The sequence below is a fragment of the Pedobacter sp. UBA4863 genome (assembly GCF_002399615.1).
In the GTDB taxonomy this organism is placed as follows: Bacteria; Bacteroidota; Bacteroidia; order Sphingobacteriales; family Sphingobacteriaceae; genus Pedobacter.
On the sequence record NZ_DHDZ01000029.1, the window covers coordinates 689 to 20,519 of the forward strand.

General features: G+C 37.4%; 17 protein-coding genes and 1 tRNA gene. 7 read left to right on the top strand and 11 right to left on the bottom strand.

What is annotated here, in order from left to right; translation table 11 throughout:
* Position 1: 1 nt before the first annotated feature.
* Positions 2–74, bottom strand: a tRNA-Lys gene (locus B3I52_RS05425).
* Between the two features lie 229 nt (positions 75–303).
* Here B3I52_RS05425 and B3I52_RS05430 point away from each other — a divergent pair.
* Positions 304–873, top strand: coding sequence for a UbiX family flavin prenyltransferase (locus tag B3I52_RS05430; protein WP_293299421.1), 570 nt, complete (start codon positions 304–306; stop codon positions 871–873).
* A 137-nt stretch (positions 874–1,010) separates the two neighbouring features.
* Here the strand turns inward: B3I52_RS05430 and B3I52_RS05435 are convergent, their stop codons facing one another.
* Positions 1,011–2,369 (bottom strand): hypothetical protein, encoded by a 1,359-nt coding sequence (locus tag B3I52_RS05435; RefSeq protein ID WP_293299422.1) that lies wholly within the window; start codon positions 2,367–2,369, stop codon positions 1,011–1,013.
* A 4-nt stretch (positions 2,370–2,373) separates the two neighbouring features.
* Complete coding sequence (locus B3I52_RS05440; protein ID WP_293299423.1) at positions 2,374–2,922, bottom strand: RNA polymerase sigma factor; 549 nt, start codon at positions 2,920–2,922, stop codon at positions 2,374–2,376.
* A gap of 148 nt (positions 2,923–3,070) precedes the next feature.
* Between B3I52_RS05440 and B3I52_RS05445 the strand changes: the two genes are divergently transcribed.
* Positions 3,071–4,408, top strand: coding sequence for a DEAD/DEAH box helicase (locus B3I52_RS05445; RefSeq protein WP_293299424.1), 1,338 nt, complete (start codon positions 3,071–3,073; stop codon positions 4,406–4,408).
* Positions 4,409–4,439: 31 nt separating this feature from the next.
* Here the strand turns inward: B3I52_RS05445 and B3I52_RS05450 are convergent, their stop codons facing one another.
* The gene (locus B3I52_RS05450) at positions 4,440–5,045 is read right to left on the bottom strand and encodes an alpha-ketoglutarate-dependent dioxygenase AlkB family protein (RefSeq protein WP_293299425.1); all 606 of its coding nucleotides are present in this window, start codon (positions 5,043–5,045) and stop codon (positions 4,440–4,442) included.
* 5 nt (positions 5,046–5,050) lie between these two features.
* Positions 5,051–5,899, bottom strand: coding sequence for a bifunctional helix-turn-helix domain-containing protein/methylated-DNA--[protein]-cysteine S-methyltransferase (locus B3I52_RS05455; protein ID WP_293299426.1), 849 nt, complete (start codon positions 5,897–5,899; stop codon positions 5,051–5,053).
* Positions 5,900–5,991: 92 nt separating this feature from the next.
* On the opposite strand from B3I52_RS05455, the gene B3I52_RS05460 reads away from it, so the two are divergent.
* Entirely contained in the window at positions 5,992–6,582 is a 591-nt protein-coding gene (locus B3I52_RS05460; protein ID WP_293299427.1) for a hypothetical protein, read from the top strand.
* Here the strand turns inward: B3I52_RS05460 and B3I52_RS05465 are convergent, their stop codons facing one another.
* Positions 6,583–6,759: a helix-turn-helix domain-containing protein gene (locus B3I52_RS05465; protein WP_293299428.1), complete on the bottom strand. Its 177-nt coding sequence runs from the start codon at positions 6,757–6,759 to the stop codon at positions 6,583–6,585.
* A 65-nt stretch (positions 6,760–6,824) separates the two neighbouring features.
* On the opposite strand from B3I52_RS05465, the gene B3I52_RS05470 reads away from it, so the two are divergent.
* Positions 6,825–7,403: a nitroreductase family protein gene (locus tag B3I52_RS05470; protein WP_293299429.1), complete on the top strand. Its 579-nt coding sequence runs from the start codon at positions 6,825–6,827 to the stop codon at positions 7,401–7,403.
* 187 nt (positions 7,404–7,590) lie between these two features.
* Positions 7,591–8,034: a 3-oxoacyl-ACP synthase gene (locus B3I52_RS05475; protein ID WP_349678673.1), complete on the top strand. Its 444-nt coding sequence runs from the start codon at positions 7,591–7,593 to the stop codon at positions 8,032–8,034.
* A gap of 36 nt (positions 8,035–8,070) precedes the next feature.
* On the opposite strand, the gene B3I52_RS05480 is transcribed toward B3I52_RS05475, so the two are convergent.
* On the bottom strand, positions 8,071–9,249 hold the full coding sequence (locus tag B3I52_RS05480) for an AIR synthase related protein (protein WP_293299430.1): 1,179 nt from the start codon (positions 9,247–9,249) through the stop codon (positions 8,071–8,073).
* 192 nt (positions 9,250–9,441) lie between these two features.
* On the bottom strand, positions 9,442–10,218 hold the full coding sequence (locus B3I52_RS05485; protein WP_293299431.1) for an XRE family transcriptional regulator: 777 nt from the start codon (positions 10,216–10,218) through the stop codon (positions 9,442–9,444).
* 131 nt (positions 10,219–10,349) lie between these two features.
* Between B3I52_RS05485 and B3I52_RS05490 the strand changes: the two genes are divergently transcribed.
* Positions 10,350–10,694 carry a GIY-YIG nuclease family protein gene (locus B3I52_RS05490; protein ID WP_293299432.1) on the top strand — a complete coding sequence of 115 codons (345 nt, stop codon included), beginning with the start codon at positions 10,350–10,352 and terminating at the stop codon, positions 10,692–10,694.
* A 142-nt stretch (positions 10,695–10,836) separates the two neighbouring features.
* Here the strand turns inward: B3I52_RS05490 and B3I52_RS05495 are convergent, their stop codons facing one another.
* Positions 10,837–13,953: a basic secretory protein-like protein gene (locus tag B3I52_RS05495; RefSeq protein WP_293299433.1), complete on the bottom strand. Its 3,117-nt coding sequence runs from the start codon at positions 13,951–13,953 to the stop codon at positions 10,837–10,839.
* A 55-nt stretch (positions 13,954–14,008) separates the two neighbouring features.
* Complete coding sequence (locus B3I52_RS05500) at positions 14,009–16,459, bottom strand: penicillin-binding protein 1A (RefSeq protein ID WP_293299434.1); 2,451 nt, start codon at positions 16,457–16,459, stop codon at positions 14,009–14,011.
* Between the two features lie 298 nt (positions 16,460–16,757).
* Between B3I52_RS05500 and B3I52_RS05505 the strand changes: the two genes are divergently transcribed.
* Entirely contained in the window at positions 16,758–17,483 is a 726-nt protein-coding gene (locus B3I52_RS05505; protein ID WP_293299435.1) for an RluA family pseudouridine synthase, read from the top strand.
* A gap of 158 nt (positions 17,484–17,641) precedes the next feature.
* Here B3I52_RS05505 and B3I52_RS05510 read toward each other — a convergent pair whose 3' ends face one another.
* Positions 17,642–19,729, bottom strand: coding sequence for a tetratricopeptide repeat-containing sensor histidine kinase (locus B3I52_RS05510; RefSeq protein ID WP_293299436.1), 2,088 nt, complete (start codon positions 19,727–19,729; stop codon positions 17,642–17,644).
* Positions 19,730–19,831 lie beyond the last annotated feature (102 nt).

A 19,831-nucleotide genomic window follows, 5' to 3' on the forward strand; every position in this document is an offset into this window, starting at 1 on the left:
GTGATCCCGCTGGGATTCGAACCCAGGACCACTACATTAAAAGTGTAATGCTCTACCAGCTGAGCTACGGAATCTTCCTTTCTGCTGAAGTAAATACTTCGTGTTAAGGAGGTGCAAATATAGAAACATGAACAAACACCTGCAAATAAAAAATAAAGATAAGTTGTAGTGTGTTGATTTATAGTCGAATTATTTGAAATTTCTTGCTGAAAAACAAAATTTTGAATTTAAAAAACCTCTTGTTGCTTGGTATGGCAAGCTATTTTGTGTGGAGTATGCTTTTCAGGTTGTATCTTTGTGCCTATGCAAAAAAGAAAAAAGATTGTTGTTGCAGTTACGGGTGCTAGTGGCGCTATTTATGCCAAGTGCTTATTAGATAACTTACAGTCGTTAGGCCAGCAAATAGATAAAGTGGGCGTTGTAATGTCTGATAATGCAAAAGAGGTTTGGCGCTACGAACTGGGCAACGAAGATTATAACAACTATCATTTTGATTTTTATGCAAAAATGGACTTTAATGCACCTTTTGCATCTGGGTCGGCAAAATACGATACCATGATTATTGCGCCTTGCTCTATGGGTACTTTGGGGCGTATTGCACACGGCATTTCTAACGACTTAATTTCTAGGGCTGCAGACGTAATTTTGAAAGAACGCCGAAAGCTCATCGTAGTAGCACGAGATACTCCCTTCAGCTTAATCCACTTAAATAACATGAAGCTAATTACCGAGGCCGGTGGTATCATTTGCCCGGCAATACCATCGTTTTACAGCTTGCCAAAAACAATAGAAGAAGTAGTACAGACCGTAATAGATAGGGTTATTGATTTAGCTGGGCTAGAAAAAGACGGTTATCGTTGGAATGAAAATTAGTTGGCATTAAATAAAATGATTTTACAAAAACAATGCAGCTCCAGTAATTAGGAGCAAGGAGTTAAGAACAAGGAGCAAAGAGTAAGGAGGGGGTTGTTGATCGTTCTTCGTCTTTCGTTAGGCCACTGGAAACTTTCTTATTTTTTACCATTGCCGTTAAAATTAAATTTAAGGTTAAGGCCGGCAGAGCTGATTCTTAAATTTTTATCGCCCATGGCATTTAGGGCAGGCTTGTAATAAGGTTCAAAAATTAAGATGTTTTTACCAATGTTTTGATTAATGCCGATGGCTATAATGGCACTGTTGGCAAAATCAAATCCTTTTAAGCCGCTGTGTTCTGTTTGCTGTTGGGGCTGCGCTGTACCGTTTTGTACCGCAAAGTTGCTTAAACTATAGTTGTAAGTGTATTTCTGAGAGAGGTAAGTGCTCGAATTAACTCCTGTAGAAATATAGAAATCTTGTTTGTTGGTAGGGTAAAGTTTAATTACCATTGGCAAATCGATACTCCACATGCTTCCATTAAAACTTAAGTCGTTAGTGGCCGTAGCAGAATAAGCGAAGCTATTGGAAGGGGCACTTAAAGCGTTGTTTTTTGAAGAAGTCATAGCGCTCGAAATTTGAGCCGGTACGTTATTTTCGAAGCTTACTTTGTTTTGGCTAATTCCGGCTCCAAAGCTTAAGATAAGATTTTTAGTCACTTTTACGTTGGCATTTAAACCTATTCCGGCACTTAATTTTGCTTCATTATCGTCGTAATAATTAAAGAAAGTGCCTGTAAATACATCTAATGTAGTTTTCGAGGTGCCGTTTTTCTTGGTGTCTTTATTGGTACTATTGGCCAGTAGCCTACTTTCTTCCTTCAAAAATTCTTCTGTAGATAATTTTGGTATTGAAGGTTGCTCCACTACCACAGCCCCGTTGTTTATTTCGTTATTGGCGATTACTTTAGCCTCGTTGTTGCTTGCGGCAATTACCGAATTGTTATTTTCGGCTATAACCGATGCCGTTGTGGGTGCTATGGTTGAGTTTGAAACAGCCGAGTTTATTTCTTTTGTTGAACTTGTATTAATAGCGGCAGCAGTAGTAGTTTGAGCAATATAAGGCGGAATTTTATTTACGGCGCTCTCTTGTTTAACGCTTTTATTTTTTGCTGAATGCGAATGTATGGCAGCGGTAATGGTATCTAATTCGGTGATAGTTGCATTTTCTTGATTAGACTGTTTAGGCTCTTCTGGCAGTATATGCTCTTTTTGAGCTGTTGCAGCCCTTAAAATTACTTTTTCGGTGTCTTTATCGAAAGCATTGCTGAAATATAAACCAGCAACCAAAAGTAGGGACGCAGCAATACCGCTTAACCACCAAATTGGTAGTTTTTTAGTTTCCTTTGCCGGATATTTTTTTCGTAACTCGGCCCAGCCTTGTTCTCCAAGACCATCGTCGTAGTCTTCAAAAACAGCGCTGATCTGTTCTTTTAATTCTTCGTCACTCGTTTTCATTACTTTATCTTTTATAGATGGAGTGGGTGGTTAATAATTGTTGTAAAGCTTGCTTGGCCCTGGTTAAGTAAGTTCTCGATGAACTTTCGGGGATGTTTAGCAGGCTTCCTATTTCTTTGTGCGAGTAGCCGTCAATTTCATATAAGTTGAAGACCATTCGCTGCATTTCATTTAAGCTTTTCATGAGGTCTAAAATATCCTGTGCACTTATTTTATCTATGACCGATGTATGGATGCTTTGCGGAATAGTATCGGTTAGTTCTATGGCTTCGCTAAATCGCATCGACCGTCTTTTGTAATCGAGGGAAGTGTTTACCAATATTTTTCGAAACCAAGGCTTAAAATCGTTTTCTTGGTTAAAGCTGTCTATCGATTTAAAAACTTTAATAAAGCTATCGTTAGCGGCTTCTAAGGCATCTTCTCGGTTCCCTAAATAACGGATACAAATACCCAAAGCGTAGCCATAGAACTGTTTATATAGCAATTCTTGTTGGCGTAAGTTGCCTTTCTTGCAAGAAGCAATGAGCTCTATTAGGCTCTCGTTGTCTGGCATTTTCCTTCTGTTAGCTTCTTGGTACGTTTAGGGTACGCGATTAAAATATCCCTGTTTTTTACTAATTTCTACTCTCTATACGTTTTGTAGTTATAAAACGCTACAAAGATTTTAAAATTAACCTATTCTTTTTTATTTCTTTAAATTTGTGGCTTCCATAAAAAAAGAAAGCGTGTCGTTAGAGCAGTTAAAATTAAGTAAGCCCTTGGTTTCGGCCATGAGTGCATTGGGTTATTTGTCGCCCAAAGAAGTACAATTAAGAACCATGTCTAGAATTTTGGGCGGGCAGGATGTTATTGCCATTGGTCCGGAGGGAAGTGGTAAAACCACCACTTATGTGTTGGCTACTTTAATGCGCTTAAAAACGGGCGGCGGCGATGCACCAAGAGCATTGATTTTAGTGCCAACTAAAGAAAAAGTGCTGGAGGTATTAGACTGTTTTGCCAAGCTGAACAGAAACGATACCTTTAGAATTGTGGGGATCCATGCCGATACGCCTATTGATGAACAGGTCGAAGATTTAACGGATGGAGTTGACATCGTGGTTGCCATTCCATCGAGGGCTAGGGCAATTTATTTGAAGCTGGGCCTAAACACCAATAAAATTCAAATGATGATTTTGGACGATGCCGCAGATTTGGTAAAGCAATGGTTGCAATTGCCCATTAACGAGTTAGCAAGAAGTATTCAAAAGTGCCAACATTTGGTTTTTACCGAGGTAATGCACCAAAAGCTGGAGTACATGATTGAAGATTTTATGTTGACACCAGCCGTTATAGAAATAGACGAATTATTAGAAACCGAGGTAGCAACTTTTCCTCAGTTGGTTTATCATGTGCCAAATTTTCGTACTAAGCTTAATTTGCTAAACCTGCTTTTAAAAGATACCGAAGTATTTGATAAGGCAGTAGTTTTTGTAAATACCCGTTTAACTGCACAAACCTTATCAAAAGATTTGTTTAATGGCAAAGCTGACGATGTTTTTGTTTATAAACCGTTGTTTTTTGACGAGGCAGGCTTTGAAAGCTTAGCAGCTTTTAGTATTAATGACAAGGCTAGGGTGCTTATTGTGGCCAATGAGAATTTTGAAGAAACAACTTTAAGTGGTATTCCTTTTATCTTTCATTTTGAGTTGCCTGAAGATAGGATGCGTTACATTAACAGGGTAATTAAAACTGAAGAAGTGGATTTGGTATCCCTAAATTTCGTTACTGATTTAGAATTGCCAGAATTGAGGAAAATAGAACAGGCCTTAGGACAGAAAATAGAGGAAGCCGCATTGCCAGAAGATTTATTGATAGAAGAGAGCGGCAACAAAACTACTAAACAGAAAAGTAAGCACGCTAAGGAATTGGAACTTGCAAAAGCAGCGGAAGAAGTTTTTAGAAATGCTGCTTTTAAGCCTAAAAAAGATAGCAATGCCAAAACAACTAACTATAGTAGTGGCGAAAAAGCTAAAATGAACAAACAGAAAAAGCACGGATAGGTTTTATGGCGAGGTAATGAGGTATTCTTCCTTAGCTCACGATAGTTCTAAAAGTTAAATTTATTCTGGGCTTAGCAACCAACTTGGTAGGAGGTAAGTGGTGCAGCCAATGTGTTTGTGTGGTATCTTTCATGATTAATAGGCTGCCATGTGCTAGTAAAAGCGAAACGGTAGTTTTAGCTACTTTGTGCTTAAAGGCAAACTTTCTTACTGCACCAAAGCTTAAAGAGGCTATTGCTCCATTTTTCTTTAAATCTTTTTCGGCATCGCTGTGCCAAGCCATACCTTCGTCGCCGTTGTGGTACAAGTTTAATAAGCAAGAATTAAAGGTTTCGCCAGAAAGTGCTTCTGCTTTTTGTTTTAAGGCCAATAGCTCTTTAGTCCACGGTAGGGCTGTTTTGGTGATGTTAGAGTAGGTGTATTTAAAAGGCTTTTCTGCGTACCAAGCTACTTTTCGTTTGGTAATAATTAGTTTTCCGAAGATCACAGCTTGGTCGTTTTCCCAATGAATGTTATTCAACAGGCTTTCGTAATAAAAATCGGCTTCAGTTTTGTTGAAAATGGTACCGTAATAATTTACAGTTCCATCTTTGGGAAGAAGATTTGCATTAGCAGGATTATGGTCAAACAAGTTCATGGGCCTTACTTTTGTTCGTTTATAAAAGCCTGCTCCCATCCAATAATCGCAGTTTTTCGGGTGTTTCCCCATAGGTAGCCGCCAAAATTTCCAGTATTTTGTATCACCCTGTGGCAAGGAATTAAAAAGGCAATCGGGTTGCTGCCAATAGCGGTGCCAACTGCTCTAGAAGCGTTTTTATTACCTATTTGGGTGGCCAGTTGGCCATAGGTAGCAAGCTTGCCCATTGGGATTTTTAGTAAGGCTTCCCAAACTTTTAACTGAAAATTGGTGCCTTTTAAGTGTAGCTTAATGTCTGTTAGTTTAGTCCAATCGTTTTGGAAAATGAACAGCGCATTTTGTTGTATCACATCTAATTTTTCTACATAGGTGGCATTAGGGAATTTTGCTTGCAGTACCGTTAAAGCAAGGGTTTTATCTTTGTAAAAAGCCATGTAGCATAGCCCCTTGCTGGTAGAAGCCGTTAACACAGCACCGAAAGTGGTGTTGTTGAAACTGTAATTGATCAGGAGTTCGCTACCACCGTTTTTATATTCGGCAGGCGTCATACCTTCAATATTTACAAATAAATCATGCAGCCTGCTCGTTCCCGACAGTCCTGTTTCAAAAGCAACCTCAAACAAATTGGCCTGTGGGGTTTGCAGTAATCTTTTAGCATGGTTTATACTAATGTATTGCAAAAACTTTTTAGGGCTTGTGCCGGCCCATTCGGTAAATAAGCGCTGAAAATGAAACGAACTTAAGTTCACCTTTTCGGCCACCTCATCTAAATTGGGCTGGCTTTTAAAATTTGTTTTAATATAGTCGATGGCCTTGGCAATCCGTTCGTAATTCAATTCCTCTTGCGTATTCATAAGCTTTAAAATTATACAAATATGGCAAGAGTAAAGTAGTTTTAAAATCCGAAACTTGCTTTTTGGTATAAACATCAAATTGGTGTACCATAATGGGCTTTTACATAGAAAGCATTATTTTTGGTTTAATCATGGAAGAACAGCTTTTGAAAAATCTTAAGACTACTTTGTCAAAAAACAACGTAGTGCTATTGGCCCAAAATGTAGCGAAAGAGCCTAATGCTATAGCGACTATTATAGCGATTACTTTTCATCCGGAAGAACAAATTGGTTTTAGGGCCGCTTGGATTTTAGAAAATATTTATGTCGATAACCCTCATGGTTTTGTACCGTTTACAACTTGTTTTCTGGATAGCTTCTCCCTTCAAAACAATCTATCTGCACGTAGGCATTTTGGTAAAATATTGGCTTTGCTTACCAAAAAGAACGCACCGCAAGAGATAAAAAAGATTTTGAACGAATACGATACTGAAAAATTAGTAGAAACTACTTTTGCTTGGTTAATTGACGATAATGTGCCTGTGGCAATTAAATCGCACTGTTTAAATATTTTGGCTAATTTTTGTGTTAAACACCAATGGGTAAAAGACGAGTTGGTGCAAACCATGAATTACTTGGCAGATAAGGAAAGTATTGCCTTTTTTGCAAAAGTGAAACAAATTAGGAAACAACTTAAAGTTTAGCTATTCTTCAGCGTATGCTAAAATATCGCCTGGTTGGCAATTTAGGGCTTCACAAATAGCTGCTAAAGTGCTAAAACGAATTGCTTTTGCCTTGCCGGTCTTTAAAATAGATAGGTTAGATAAGGTTAAGGCTATTCTTAGCGAAAGCTCGTTTAACCACATCTTACGTTTGGCCATTATCACATTTATCAATTTTACAAGTACATCGCATTAAAGCTATAATTAAACCTTACTTTTGAGCCATGAGTACTAAAGCAGAAATCCTATCGGAAATTATAAAAAATAGAAGAAGTGTTTTTCCTGAAAGCTACACGCAAGAAGAAATCCCTACTAATATTGTTGAGCAAATTTTAGAAAGTGCTAATTACGCACCTACACATAAATTAACTCAGCCTTGGCGTTTTACCGTAATTAGAAAAAATGCAAAAGCAAAATTAGCTGCCGAGATGGGTAGAATTTATAAAGAACAAACTCCTGCCGAGAAGTTTTTGCAGAAAAAGCACGATAGTTTTGCTCAAAAAACAGCTCAAGCTGATACGGTTATAGCGATAAATATCCAATTTCACGAAGATAAGGTGCCCAATTGGGAAGAAATTGCTGCGGTTGCTTGTGCAGTACAAAATATGGCCTTAACTGCCGAATCTTTAAATGTTGGGGCTTATTGGAGTTCGCCGCCTTTAATAGCGCATTTAGATAGTTTTTTAGGTTTGGCCGAAAATGAAAAATGCTACGGTTTGTTCTACATGGGCAAACATAGTGAGGAGCCAAGGTTGGCAAATCGTACACCAATGGCCGATAAAGTGAAATGGATGGGAGAATAGTATAGAGGTGAAAGAGTAAAGAACAAAGACCAAAGACCAAGGAGCAAAGAGCAAGGAACAAAGACCAAAGACCAAAGGTGGGAGCTTTAAAGGAGTGAGAAGTACTATCGGAATAAGATGGGCTTTGGAAATTGGTAACTCTGAAGCATTTTAATAGTTTAATTTTCTAAAAAAATAGCAGTTAATCTTGAAAAGTCAATTATATCAGCTTTGCTTAGCTTTTATTGAGCAGCGAGTTAATACTGCTAACGAAGCTTTACAGCAAGCGCAAGAAGCCAGTAGTGATGACACCAAAAGCAGTGCAGGCGATAAGTTTGAAACGGGTAGGGAAATGGCGCAGCAAGACATTAACCGCAACAAACAATTATTAGCTGATGCGCAGCAACAAAAAGCTGTTTTGTTAGGGCTGGTCGATGTTGTAGAAGCCGAAAAAGTGAGAAGTGGAAGCTTGGTAATTACCAATAATGGTAATTTCTATATCAGCATAAGTGCAGGGCAATTACAGTTAGAAGGCAAAACTTATTTCGCAATCTCTGCTGCTTCGCCCATTGGTAAATTACTGTTAGGTAAAGTCATTGGCGAGCAATTTAGTTTTAATGGAAAAACTTACCTTATCGAGCAGGTACAATAATAACTACTCGATAAGTTTTAGTGTTTTTTGTCAATTTTATTGATAAGTGAAGTGGCCAAACTCGCTATTAATGGTTACTTGTTTTATACCACTCTCTACACGACCAATAATTTGTGCATCAATGTTAAAGCTTTTCGAAATAGCAATGATATCTTCTGCAATTTCTGCAGGTACATACAGCTCCATACGGTGTCCCATATTAAACACTTTGTACATTTCTTTCCAGTCGGTACCAGATTGCTCTTGTATTAGTTTAAATAGGGGAGGAATTGGGAATAAATTGTCTTTAATTACATGCACATCATCGTTAACGAAGTGTAGTACTTTTGTTTGTGCACCACCACTGCAATGTACTATGCCATCAATTTGGCTACGATATTTATCTAAAATTTGTTTGATAACTGGTGCGTAAGTACGGGTTGGCGATAATACCAATTTGCCCGCTGTAATGCTTTCGGTATCACTAATCTGAACTAGATCAGTTAATTGTTTGCCGCCAGAAAATACCAAATCAAATGGCACGCCAGGGTCAAAACTTTCTGGATATTTGTTGGCAATGGCTTTTTCAAAAACATCGTGACGGGCAGACGTTAAGCCGTTTGAACCCATGCCGCCATTATATTCGGTTTCGTAAGTAGCTTTGCCATACGATGCTAAACCAACTACCACATTGCCTGCTTTAATGTTATCGTTGCTAATTACCTCGCTGCGTTTCATGCGGCAGGTAACGGTACTATCTACGATAATGGTGCGTACCAAATCGCCCACATCGGCAGTTTCGCCACCGGTTGAGTAGATAGAGATGCCTAAGGCTCTCAGTTCTGCTAAAATTTCTTCGGTGCCGTTAATAATGGCGGCAATAACTTCGCCGGGCACTAAGTTTTTATTGCGCCCAATGGTAGATGATAACAAGATTTGGTCTGTGGCTCCTACGCAAATTAAATCGTCAATGTTCATGATGATTGCGTCTTGCGCAATGCCTTTCCATACAGATAAATCTCCGGTTTCTTTCCAATACGTATAGGCTAACGACGATTTGGTGCCAGCGCCATCGGCATGCATAATATTGCAAAAATCTGGGTCGTTGCCCAATATGTCGGGAATGATTTTACAAAATGCTTTAGGGAAAATTCCTTTGTCGATATTTTTAATGGCCGCATGAACATCTTCTTTAGATGCCGACACGCCACGTTGGTTGTACCTATTGTCGCTCATAATTGCTGCAAAGATAGTTTATTAAGCCGAAAGCATAAAGCTGAAAGCACAAAGAAATAGCTAAGAAGTTGTTTAATTTCTGTTGCATTGTTTGTGGTTGCCTTAGGTTTGTTTTTGGCTGTTTTAGTTAATGTTTACAATAAAATTGGCTTTTAAAGGAGTTTTTGTTTAAAGTTTGCTATGGTAAAACTATTAATTTTTGTTTAGTTGAGAAATTGACTTTTGCATTTGTGCCATCATGTTAGACAGGGTTTCGATGGTTGGTTCTGGCGTAGGTTCTGGCAAAGCCGTAGAAAGGTATGCTTTTGCTTTCCATATTTCCAAAATGTCTTCTGCCGGAACCGAATAAGGGTCGTACACCTTGTTGTCCGAAATCAATTTTAATTCTCTTTCTTCCTTAAACTTGTTGCCGGCCCGTTTATAAACCACACCTTCGTTTTTACTGATAATCACGTAGGTATCACCAATTTTAATATCGTTCCAATTCTCTAAATATTCACCTATAATAATACTACCAGATTGAATTGGCAGCATTGAGTCGCCTTTAATTTCGAAAGCCCTGTAGGTGCCTTGCTTTAAAGAGGGTATTGGTAGCTGAAATTTTGGTAAGTCTTGAATGTATTGCGGATCGGAAAAGCCATTCAAATAGCCTGCACTAGCTTTAACAGGTACTAATTCAATGTTTTCGTTATCGTCTTTGTCAACAGATATGCTCAGTACACGTAAGTTAGAGCCCTGGCTTTTGGGCTTGGGTTTCCAGTTGTCGTTTATTTTTTCGTTGATGAACTCGTCAATTGTTAGTTCGAAATATTCTGCTATTTTTTTTAGTAAATCGTATTTTGGTTCTGCCCGGTCTTCTTCGTAGGCACCTATTAAAGATCGCTTAATTTCCATGTTATCAGCAAATTGTTGCTGTGTTAATCCTTTTTTCTTTCTAAGGTATTTAAGGTTGGCTGAGATATTAGACATACAAAATAATTTTAAAATAAATTTGTTTTTACTAAAATAGTTAGTATTATTGTGCCAATAAAATTAGTAATTATTATTTTAACAGACAAATAATATCTAATATAATTAGTTTTAACCTTAATTGTTGTGGCATGAAAAAAATAGTTTATATCGTTACCGACAGAAATCGTACTACTTTACATGTTGGCATGAGTGCTGATTTAATGAAAACCTTGGATTTCTATAAAAAGATGCCAAATCTATTTTTTGATAGTGCGCAACAGCTAAGCCGTTTGGTTTATTTCGAAGAATTTAGAACAGAAGAACAGGCTTTGGGCAGGTTTAAAACCGTAAGTAGGTTTACGAGAGCTCAAAAGGAAAGGTTGGTACGTGCTTGTAATCCAGATTGGATTGACTTGACTATTGGTTTGGATTTTGAAAATATACACATCCATCAAAAGATCAATAACCAATCGTTATTGCCTTTTGCGGTTTAAGTAGTAATTTTAAATTCATTTATTTTTTTAAGGCTATTTTTTACACCTTAAGAAGTTAAGGTTGATGAAGAAATTTTTATAAAAAAGGACTAGCGCTAATTTTTGGTTGTGCTAGTCCTTTTTACTTTATACTTTATCAATTTTACCATCCAGGTGCAAAGGTTAGCCCAAATACGCCACCCTTAACATCTTTACGAGTAAAAGGGAAGGCGTAATAAGGTTCTAAAATCATTGCTCCAAATAAATTTACCCTAATAGATATACCTGCGCTTAAAGCGGGCACACGTTCTATAAAATATGGCTGGCCATTTGGATAGTTGCCTATTTTGTTTGGATCGGGTTGGCTCTTAAATACTACTTTGGTGTCTTCTGTCCAAGCTACGCCGGCATCAAAGAACAAGTTTAAATCGGTGAACAAGAAGTTAGATGGTATTTGTGCCAACTTTTTAGGGCCTGTAAAAGGTAGTCTTAGTTCAAAATTAAACACGGCTAGCTTGCTGCCCGATAATTGATTGATATCGAATGTACTTGTGTTTAAATTTTGATTATTGTAGAAGGAATTAGGCTCATATCCTCTAATTAGATAACTGTAACCAGCATAAAGCGGGTAAAGGTTTTCTCCGTCTCTACCTAAACGCATATAGTTATAAGAGCGTAAGGCAATAGTTACAGGTTTTAATCGAAAATATTTTCTTGCATCGATAGCTATGGCAGTAAAATTATAATCGCCAAAATATTTCTCGGCACCCACTCTATACCTAAACCCATCTAATGGAGCGGTAACACCAAAAATAGAATTATCGCCAACAAAATAAGCGTTAGACTGGAAAATACTAAAGCCTTTTAAAGGCATACCTAGGATATTGGTCGCTTCATCTTTGCTTACTTTTTCTCGGTCTGAGCCAGCAAAATAAGTAAAGTTTTCACCATAATAATTGTTAAATCGATCTAAGCGATAGCTGTATCTGGAAACAGCACCTCCTACTTCAAATCGGTGGGCTTTATTGAAAGGGTGGGCGCCAAATAGTTGTATTTGATCTTCAAAAGTGCGCAAGATGTTGGTGCTAATCACTTCGTAGTTTACATTTTCGACAGTTTTCCTGCTCTGCGACATAAAGCCAGTAATATAGGGGATGTGTGAAACGCTGCCTCCCCAGTTGATGCGGCTTGACTGGTTAACGTAGCCTACCATGCCCCCAAAATCGTAAATTTCGCCGTTAATAGCTAAGTTGGCTACAATTTGGTTATAACCCAAAATATCGCTGAACATTCCCATTACGCCACCTTGCATGCCTGTACCAAAACGGCTGGTGCTTACGCCTATGCCTCCGCTGTTTGCTAAATAATCTAAGCGAAACTTAGGGCGGTACGGAATGTTTCGTAAAGAATCTGTATGTGTTCTTTCGAATCTTTCAAAATTACCAAGATTAGAGTTTACAATATTTACGCCCACGGTTTCTTTTGGGGGTAAAATAGCTGCATTGAAATTTACCTCATTAGCGTTAACTTCTTTGGCTCTAAAATTACTGTAGGCTGAGTTGTAAAGGGTGTAACGTTGATAACGGTAATAACTGTAAATAATGTCGTCGTTTCTAGCAACGGTAATTGCTGGAGAAAATTCGGTAATGCCGCTAATGCCCGTAAAATAGTCTGTAAGTTGTTTTACGCCTTTGTTTTCTAGGTTGTATTCGTATAAGTTTCTAAAGCCGTCTCTGTTAGATAGGAAGAAAATACGTTTGCTATCTCCAGAAAATTGTGCGTTCAAATTATTTGCTCCTACAAAAACAGGAATATTGCTCAACGCTTTAGTTTCAATATCAAAAATAGTAAGGTTGATAGGGTTTACTGCAGCAAAATTGCCAGCTTGTATGGCTGCTCTATCTGAAGAGAACACTATTTTTTTACCATCGGGCGAATAGTTAGGTGCATAGTCAGAATATTCGTCATCGGTAATTTGCGTTACTTTTTTGGTGTCTAAGTTATAAGAGAAAATATCGCTTTGTCCTTCTACCATTCCAGAAAAAGCAATGTCTTTGCCATTTGGCGACCAAGTTAGGTTACCAAACTGCTCTACCTTTTCCATGCCGGTATTTAATAGTGTATTACCATTAGCAATGTCTATGATCAGTAACTTGTTTCGGCCTTTACTAAAAATACTAAAAGCGAATTTTTTGCTGTCTGGCGACCAAGTTCCGGCAGATTCTAGGAAATTAAAATCGTCTATATGAGAGCTGGAGACTTGGCTGCTTAGCTTTCTAATGATCTTTCCTGTTTTAGCATCTGCCAAGAACAGATCGATGCCGAACAGGTCTTTTTCAGAAAGGAAGGCAAGGTATTTTCCATCGGGACTAATTGCAGGGGCAACGTTCATGTTTCCTGCATTTTTGTTGTCGATAATTTTAGCTCCCGAGATTTTAATCTGCGAACTATCTGCCTTTAACATTGGTCTATAGTGCTGTTCTATGGCATTTTTCCATAAACCAGATAAGGTTCGGTCATCGTAGCCAAATGTATATCTGATACCATTCTCGTAACCAAACTTGGCTGTTGCCTTAAATAGCGGAACAATAGTTGTATCTCCATATAGCGAACCCACGAAAGTCCAGAAGGCTTGGCCATAACGGTATGGGAAGTATTTGTTAGAATTGGTTAAATCTTTTAACGAGGGAATATCTCTGTTGAGTAGGGCATCACGCATCCACATTGAAGTGAAAGCGTCTTTTTTGCCCACAGACAGGTATTCGGCCATTCCTTCTATCATCCATAGTGGTGTTTGGCCAATGTTTTCTAAAGGAATAGAATCTTTTTCTAATAAGATATGGTATTGGAAAGCGTGAACTAACTCGTGCCCTAAAACGTGCCTAGTTTGGCTGCCCAACTCCATTACGGGCATAATTACCCTATTTTTAAACGCCTCGGTAACACCACCTGTTCCAACACCAATTTCGCCCTGTAAAGCCGTGGTTTGCTGAAAATCGGGGTGGTTATTGTAAAGAATAATCGGATTTTTTTTAAAGAACGTATCTCTAAAAACCTCTTGATGCATTTTATACCACGTTTCTGCGTCTTGCGCAAATTTCTTCACTACCTTATCATTTTTTAAATAATAGTAGATGTCGAAATGTGGGGTTTCTAGTACTTTAAATTTCTCGTTTTTATATCGAACCTTGTTTTGCCCGAAATACTGTGCTTTTGAGGTGTAAAAGCATAACAGTGCAAATGATAAAACTAAAGTGGTTTTTTTTAGAAAATTGTTCATATCCGAATAATTTTAAAGCTATGGCATTGTAAGCATATAAATTTAAAAGAGAAGGTTAATTGTTATTTTGGTTTTTCTCTTTCTCTTTTTGTTCTTTTTTCTGTTTTCTTTTCAGTTCTCTTTCTTCTTTTCTGGTAAGCGGAACAGTAGCAGTATTGTCTTGTTTTGGTTGCGTTTCTACAGTTGTTTTTTTCTCGTCTATCTTGGTACTTGGTTCAATTTTAATAGGCTCGGTAATTTCTGGTATAGGTATATCTAAGTCTAAAGAGTCTATACTTACAGAGTCTGTAGCTACGGTATCAACCGGTGGGCGAGGGGTAGGGCAGTTATAGCTGCGTGTTATTTCTGCTTTTGCTTTGGGGAAAGGCCCATAAGTATAGCCAGTAAGCGGGTCTTTATAAACTTTCTCCATAAATTTTGCAAAAATAGGGAGGGCGGTTCTGGAGCCTTCGCCTTGCTCGCCGTTTTTGAAGTGCGCTGTGCGTTCATCGCAACCTACCCAAACGCCGGTAACTAAGTCTTTGGTAATGCCCATGTACCAAGCATCTACATAGTCTGATGATGTTCCGGTTTTGCCGCCAATTTGGTTGTTCTTTTTAAATAAATCCCATTCCCATAGGGCTTGCGATGTACCTCTTGGCTCTTCTATGCTGCCCCTAAACATGTATAACATTAACCAAGCAATTTCTTCGCTAAGCACACGCTTAAACTTGGCTGTAAATTCTTCAATAAGGTTGTCGTTTCTATCGGTTATTTTCTCTACCAATATGGGGTCAACTTTGTTGCCTTCGTTTAAAAAAGTGCCATAAGATTTTACCATTTCGTAAACCGTAACATCATTAGAACCTAAACTTACCGATGGAACAGATTCTAAATGACTATCGATACCGCATTGGTGCGCCCATTTAACCACATTGTCCCAGCCTACGGTTTCAGTTATTTGTGCGGTAATGGTATTTACAGAACGGCCCATTGCCCAACGCAGCGACATTTCTTGGTAGCTGTAGTTCCAATCGGCATTTTTAGGTTCCCAATACTTGGTTTCTCCTTTGTCTTGGTAAGCAATACGAACGGGTTTGTCGGTATATTTATCGCATGGGCTCATACCACTTTCTAACGCTGCCAAATAAGCAAAGGGTTTAAATGTAGAACCTGCTTGGCGTTTTGCCTGGTTTACGTGGTCGTATTTAAAGAATTTATGATCAATGCCGCCTACCCAAACTTTAATTTTTCCACTTTTGGGCTCTAAGGTCATCATTCCGGTGTTTAAGATTTTTCCGTAATAGCGAATAGAATCCATAGTAGAGAATAAAGTATCTCTGTCGCCTTTGTAAGAGAAAATCTTCATTCTCTTTTTCTTGTTGAAATAGGCTTCTACAGAATCGGGTTGGTTAGGGAATTTCTTTTGTAATAACGTGTAAATGGGTAGTGATTTTTTTGCCCTATCGGGATAATCTACTTTCTTGCGCTCGCTATCTTCCCACGGATCTTCGTTGCCCCATACGCTATAAAACCTGCGTTGTAAAATTCGCATTTGATCTTTTACGGCCTCTTCTGCATAGCCTTGCAGTTTCGAATCTATGGTGGTGTATATTTTTAAGCCATCTTCATACAGATCGTAATTATTTTCTTCGCACCATTTTTCTAAGTACTTATCTACGGCTGCCCTTAGGTACGAATCGCCATCGCTACTTTCCTCTTCATTGCCAAGTTCAATGCCCAGAGGTACGGTTTTAAACTTTGTTAATTCTTCTTTGCTGAGGTAGTTGTACTTACTCATTTGGGAGAGTACTACATTGCGGCGTTCTAAAGATTTTTCGGGGTTTTTAATAGGGTTGTACGAGGTGGTTGCCTTTAGCATGCCTACTAACAATGCCGATTGAGGCACGTTGAGCTGATTGGCTTCTTTGTTGAAATAAATACGTGCAGCAGTTTTTATTCCGTAAGTGTTATTGCCAAATGAAACCGTATTGAGGTACATGGTTAGGATTTCGTCTTTTTCATAGTTGGCTTCTAATTTAATGGCGGTCATCCATTCTTTAAGCTTGGGAATAATAGTTCTAACCAAAGGTATTTTTTTAGCCAAACCCGACGATTTGTTATAACGTGTTCTGTACAAGTTTTTTGCCAATTGCTGTGTAATGGTGCTGGCTCCGCCTTCTTTGCCCATGCCCACTATGGCTCTGCCCAAGGCTTGTGCATCTATTCCGTTGTGTTTGTAAAAACGTATATCTTCGGTAGCAATTAGCGCATTTACTACGTTTTTAGAAATGTCTTTAAACGCTACCGGTGTACGGTTCTCTTTAAAATACCGACCAATTAATTTCCCATCAGAGGTGTATAATTCTGAGCCAACCCTTTGCGATGGACTTTTAATGTCGGCATAAGAAGGAGAGTACCCGAATAAACCTAAAAAATTGATTTGCAGGGCACAAAAGAATAAAATGATGAAATATATAAAGATGATTAAATACCTGAAATATCTATTTTTAATTTCTTTAAACATGCTATAAAGATGAAAAAAATGTAAAAAACTATCTGTTAAATTGTGTTAAAACAAACAATACAAATTAACGTATTTAATTTACTTAATTTTAGTGCTATCTTTAAAAAGATCCTTATAACTACTTCTAATTCGATGCTAACTTGTTAAAGTTCTCGCTTAGTAGGTTTTAACAAAGAGGTTGCTATGTTAAATAGTTAACTATTTAAGCCTATAACTAATTTATATATTTAACCAATATCACCGCAATAAAAATCTTAAAATCTATTTGTATTTTTACGGCTTTAAACTCCTTTTAAAATTGAAATATCCAAACTTTAAAGATCTTATACTTTTTGAGAACGATGATTATATCGTGGTAAACAAACCTCCTTTTATAGCTTCGCTAGATGAGCGTGGTGCAGCTGGCGCTGGCGAAATCAATATTTTGCGCTTGGCGAGGCAATACACTGATGATGCCCAGATATGCCATAGGTTAGACAAGGAAACTTCGGGTGCCATTGTAATTGCTAAAAACCCGGAAGCTTACCGAAATTTATCTATGCAGTTCGAAAAACGTAAGGTAAACAAAATTTACCATGCTGTGCTTGGCGGACAGTTTCAATTTGATAACCTGTTTGTAGATTTGCCTATCCTTAACGATGGAAATAAAAATGTAACTATCGATAGGCAAGAAGGAAAAAGAGCCGAAACTTTTTTTACTTCCTTAAAGTATTATAAGCATTACACTTTGGTAGAATGTAGGCCAATTACTGGTCGTATGCACCAAATTCGTATTCATCTGGCTTCGCAACGTGCGGCTATTTGTGGCGATACAATGTACCGAGGAAAACCTGTTTTTCTTTCTTCAATAAAAAGGGGCTATCGCTTAACAGATGAAGAAGAGCAACCAATTATGAAACGTTTTGCGTTACATGCCAAACAAATCACTTTTAAGGGGTTAGATGGGAAAGACATTCTTGTAGCAGCACCCTATCCAAAAGATTTTGCAACGCTTTTAAAATTGTTGGATAAGTTTGATGTTTAATACATTAGAAAACTGTTTAAAAATGATATAAATATTTTACAGGTAAGTTTGGTGCTAGCAGTTCGCTATAGGCGGGTGTCCTCACCAGCCCAAGTATTTATTGCCATTTAAATTTAAACAGCTTCTAAATTACTGAATTGGTAGTTGTTGCGGTTTAATTAAGTTAAAGGCAGCTCTATATAAAAAATAGTGCCGCCGTTTGGATTGTCTTCTAGCCAAATTTTGCCCTTGTGGCTTTCTATAATTTGTTTACTAATAGAAAGGCCAATGCCGAAGGGTTGTTCGCCAGCTGTACCAGGTCTTTTGGCACTGGTAAACATTTCAAATATTTTTTGTTTATCGGCCTGCGGTACGCCAATGCCCTGATCTACTATTTTTATACATATACTATTGGCAAGGCGCTGTAGTACCACGGTAATTTCTGTTTTTGGCGGACTAAATTTGATGGCGTTTACAATAAGGTTATTGAGTACTCGCCATATTTTTTCCCTACTGATGGAGATGGTTACGGGGCCGCCACTAATCATGATTATCTTTTGTTGCTTTTCGCTGGCTTTATACTGTAAAAGTTCGGTGCATTGCCTAAGCAATTGCTGAATGTTTATAGATGTTTTGGTAAGTACTTCATTTTCTATGGCTAAGCCCGAGTTAAGAAGTTCATTAATCATCTCGATGGCATTTTCGCCAGAATTAGAAATAAGTTGTAGCATTTCTTTATCATCCTTAGAGAAACGGTCTTCTTCTAACAATAAATTGCTAATGCCTACCATACCACCCAACGGATTTTTTAAGTCGTGAGCCATTACCTTCATCATCTTGGCGTAATCCTTATTTCGGGCTTCTAAGTGTGACATTGCCTTTTCCAATTCTTCGCTGTGTTTTTGTGTAGCCTCTTTTGATTTAACGGCCTGTCTGGCATTTTTATTTATCAGTAGTATAATTGGAATAAGCATAAAAACAAAAATGCCAATGCAAACAAGGTAGATGGTTTTATTTTCGTTTGCTTTTGCGAGAAGTTGCAGGTCTTGCTTATCCTGCATACTTTCGAATTTAAGCGTAAGGTCTGTTTTAGAAAGTTTATTAACAGCATTGCGGATGCTATCTAAAGTTCTGTTATGCTCATTGAGGTATAAAAAAGCTTGTTTATAGTCTTTTTTGGCAAGATAAAGCTCGCTTTTTGCTTTAAGTAATCTAGGTTTTATTTCATATATATCAGTTATATAGTCATTATTTACTTTTTCGGCTGTTGCTAATAAAGGTTCTGCTTTATCGAATTGTTTTAACTGGATATATACCTTGGCTAATTTAAGATATGCTGTGCCTTTACTTTTGTGTTCTTGATAGTTATTGCATGCAATGCTTTCCTCTAGGTATTTTTTAGCCAATACAAAATCTCCTTTACTTAGCATTACACCGCCCAGATTGTCTAAAAAAACAAGTTTAGAAGCTTCTAATTGTATGGTAGGTATTAGTTGTTTAGTTGTTTCTGATGCTATGTAAGCTAAGCCTTTTTGATAAAAGAAAATAGCACTGTCTAATATTCCAGTTCGTTCGTAAGAAAAACCTGCATTGTTTAAAGCTCCCTGTTTAAGGTGAAAAACATTTTGGACATTAACGGGCGTTTCTTGTACGTTAATAAGTATTTTGTAAGTATCGTAATTATACTGAGCAGCCTGCTTAAAATGTCCTTTTAGGTAATATAATTGAGCTATCTTAGACATATAGGAGGCGTAAAGTATTGTATTGCCCTCTTTTTTCAGTAAAGATTTTATCTTAAAAAAAGCTTCTAATGCTTCATCATATTTTCTAAACGTTATATAAATATCGTTTTTGAGCATTAAGGCTTTTGCATAACCAATTTTGTGTTTTTTTTGTATAGCTACATCTTGGTATAAGCTTAATGCACTATCGGCGTATTTATTTGCTAATACGGTATCTTTATACGACACCTGCCCTTTATAGTAATAATAATAGGTTAAATCTTCTATATCTGCATTGCTGATATTTCTTTTAACATTATCTAATTCCTTATTTGTTTCGTTTATATCTCCCGATAGGTATATGCTATCGATCTTTTTGAATTTTAAAGGAGATATTTTGCCAGAAGAATTTGTAGTTTCTTGTTCGTTTTTACATCCTGTATTTAACATAAAAAAGCACAAAAGATATAACAGATAGAAAGTTTTTCTGTAATTATAAGTTTTGGCGAAAATACGACGTGTAAATGCAGTTGATTTTTTTTTCAACGTTTTGGTTTAATGTTAATCAGTAGCAAATTTAATAAAATATCACTACTATATGTAGAATTGTATGTCTGACAGTAATTTATATTTAAGGCGATTAAAGTT

What these genes read in the sequence shown, in the direction of transcription:
- B3I52_RS05430 (WP_293299421.1), top strand. Translation starts at nt 304, where the DNA reads ATGCAAAAAAGAAAAAAGATTGTTGTTGCAGTTACGGGTGCTAGTGGC.
- B3I52_RS05435 (WP_293299422.1), bottom strand. Translation starts at nt 2,369, where the DNA reads ATGAAAACGAGTGACGAAGAATTAAAAGAACAGATCAGCGCTGTTTTT.
- B3I52_RS05440 (WP_293299423.1), bottom strand. Translation starts at nt 2,922, where the DNA reads ATGCCAGACAACGAGAGCCTAATAGAGCTCATTGCTTCTTGCAAGAAA.
- B3I52_RS05450 (WP_293299425.1), bottom strand. Translation starts at nt 5,045, where the DNA reads ATGAACTTGTTTGACCATAATCCTGCTAATGCAAATCTTCTTCCCAAA.
- B3I52_RS05455 (WP_293299426.1), bottom strand. Translation starts at nt 5,899, where the DNA reads ATGAATACGCAAGAGGAATTGAATTACGAACGGATTGCCAAGGCCATC.
- B3I52_RS05460 (WP_293299427.1), top strand. Translation starts at nt 5,992, where the DNA reads ATGGGCTTTTACATAGAAAGCATTATTTTTGGTTTAATCATGGAAGAA.
- B3I52_RS05465 (WP_293299428.1), bottom strand. Translation starts at nt 6,759, where the DNA reads ATGGCCAAACGTAAGATGTGGTTAAACGAGCTTTCGCTAAGAATAGCC.
- B3I52_RS05470 (WP_293299429.1), top strand. Translation starts at nt 6,825, where the DNA reads ATGAGTACTAAAGCAGAAATCCTATCGGAAATTATAAAAAATAGAAGA.
- B3I52_RS05480 (WP_293299430.1), bottom strand. Translation starts at nt 9,249, where the DNA reads ATGAGCGACAATAGGTACAACCAACGTGGCGTGTCGGCATCTAAAGAA.
- B3I52_RS05485 (WP_293299431.1), bottom strand. Translation starts at nt 10,218, where the DNA reads ATGTCTAATATCTCAGCCAACCTTAAATACCTTAGAAAGAAAAAAGGA.
- B3I52_RS05490 (WP_293299432.1), top strand. Translation starts at nt 10,350, where the DNA reads ATGAAAAAAATAGTTTATATCGTTACCGACAGAAATCGTACTACTTTA.
- B3I52_RS05495 (WP_293299433.1), bottom strand. Translation starts at nt 13,953, where the DNA reads ATGAACAATTTTCTAAAAAAAACCACTTTAGTTTTATCATTTGCACTG.
- B3I52_RS05500 (WP_293299434.1), bottom strand. Translation starts at nt 16,459, where the DNA reads ATGTTTAAAGAAATTAAAAATAGATATTTCAGGTATTTAATCATCTTT.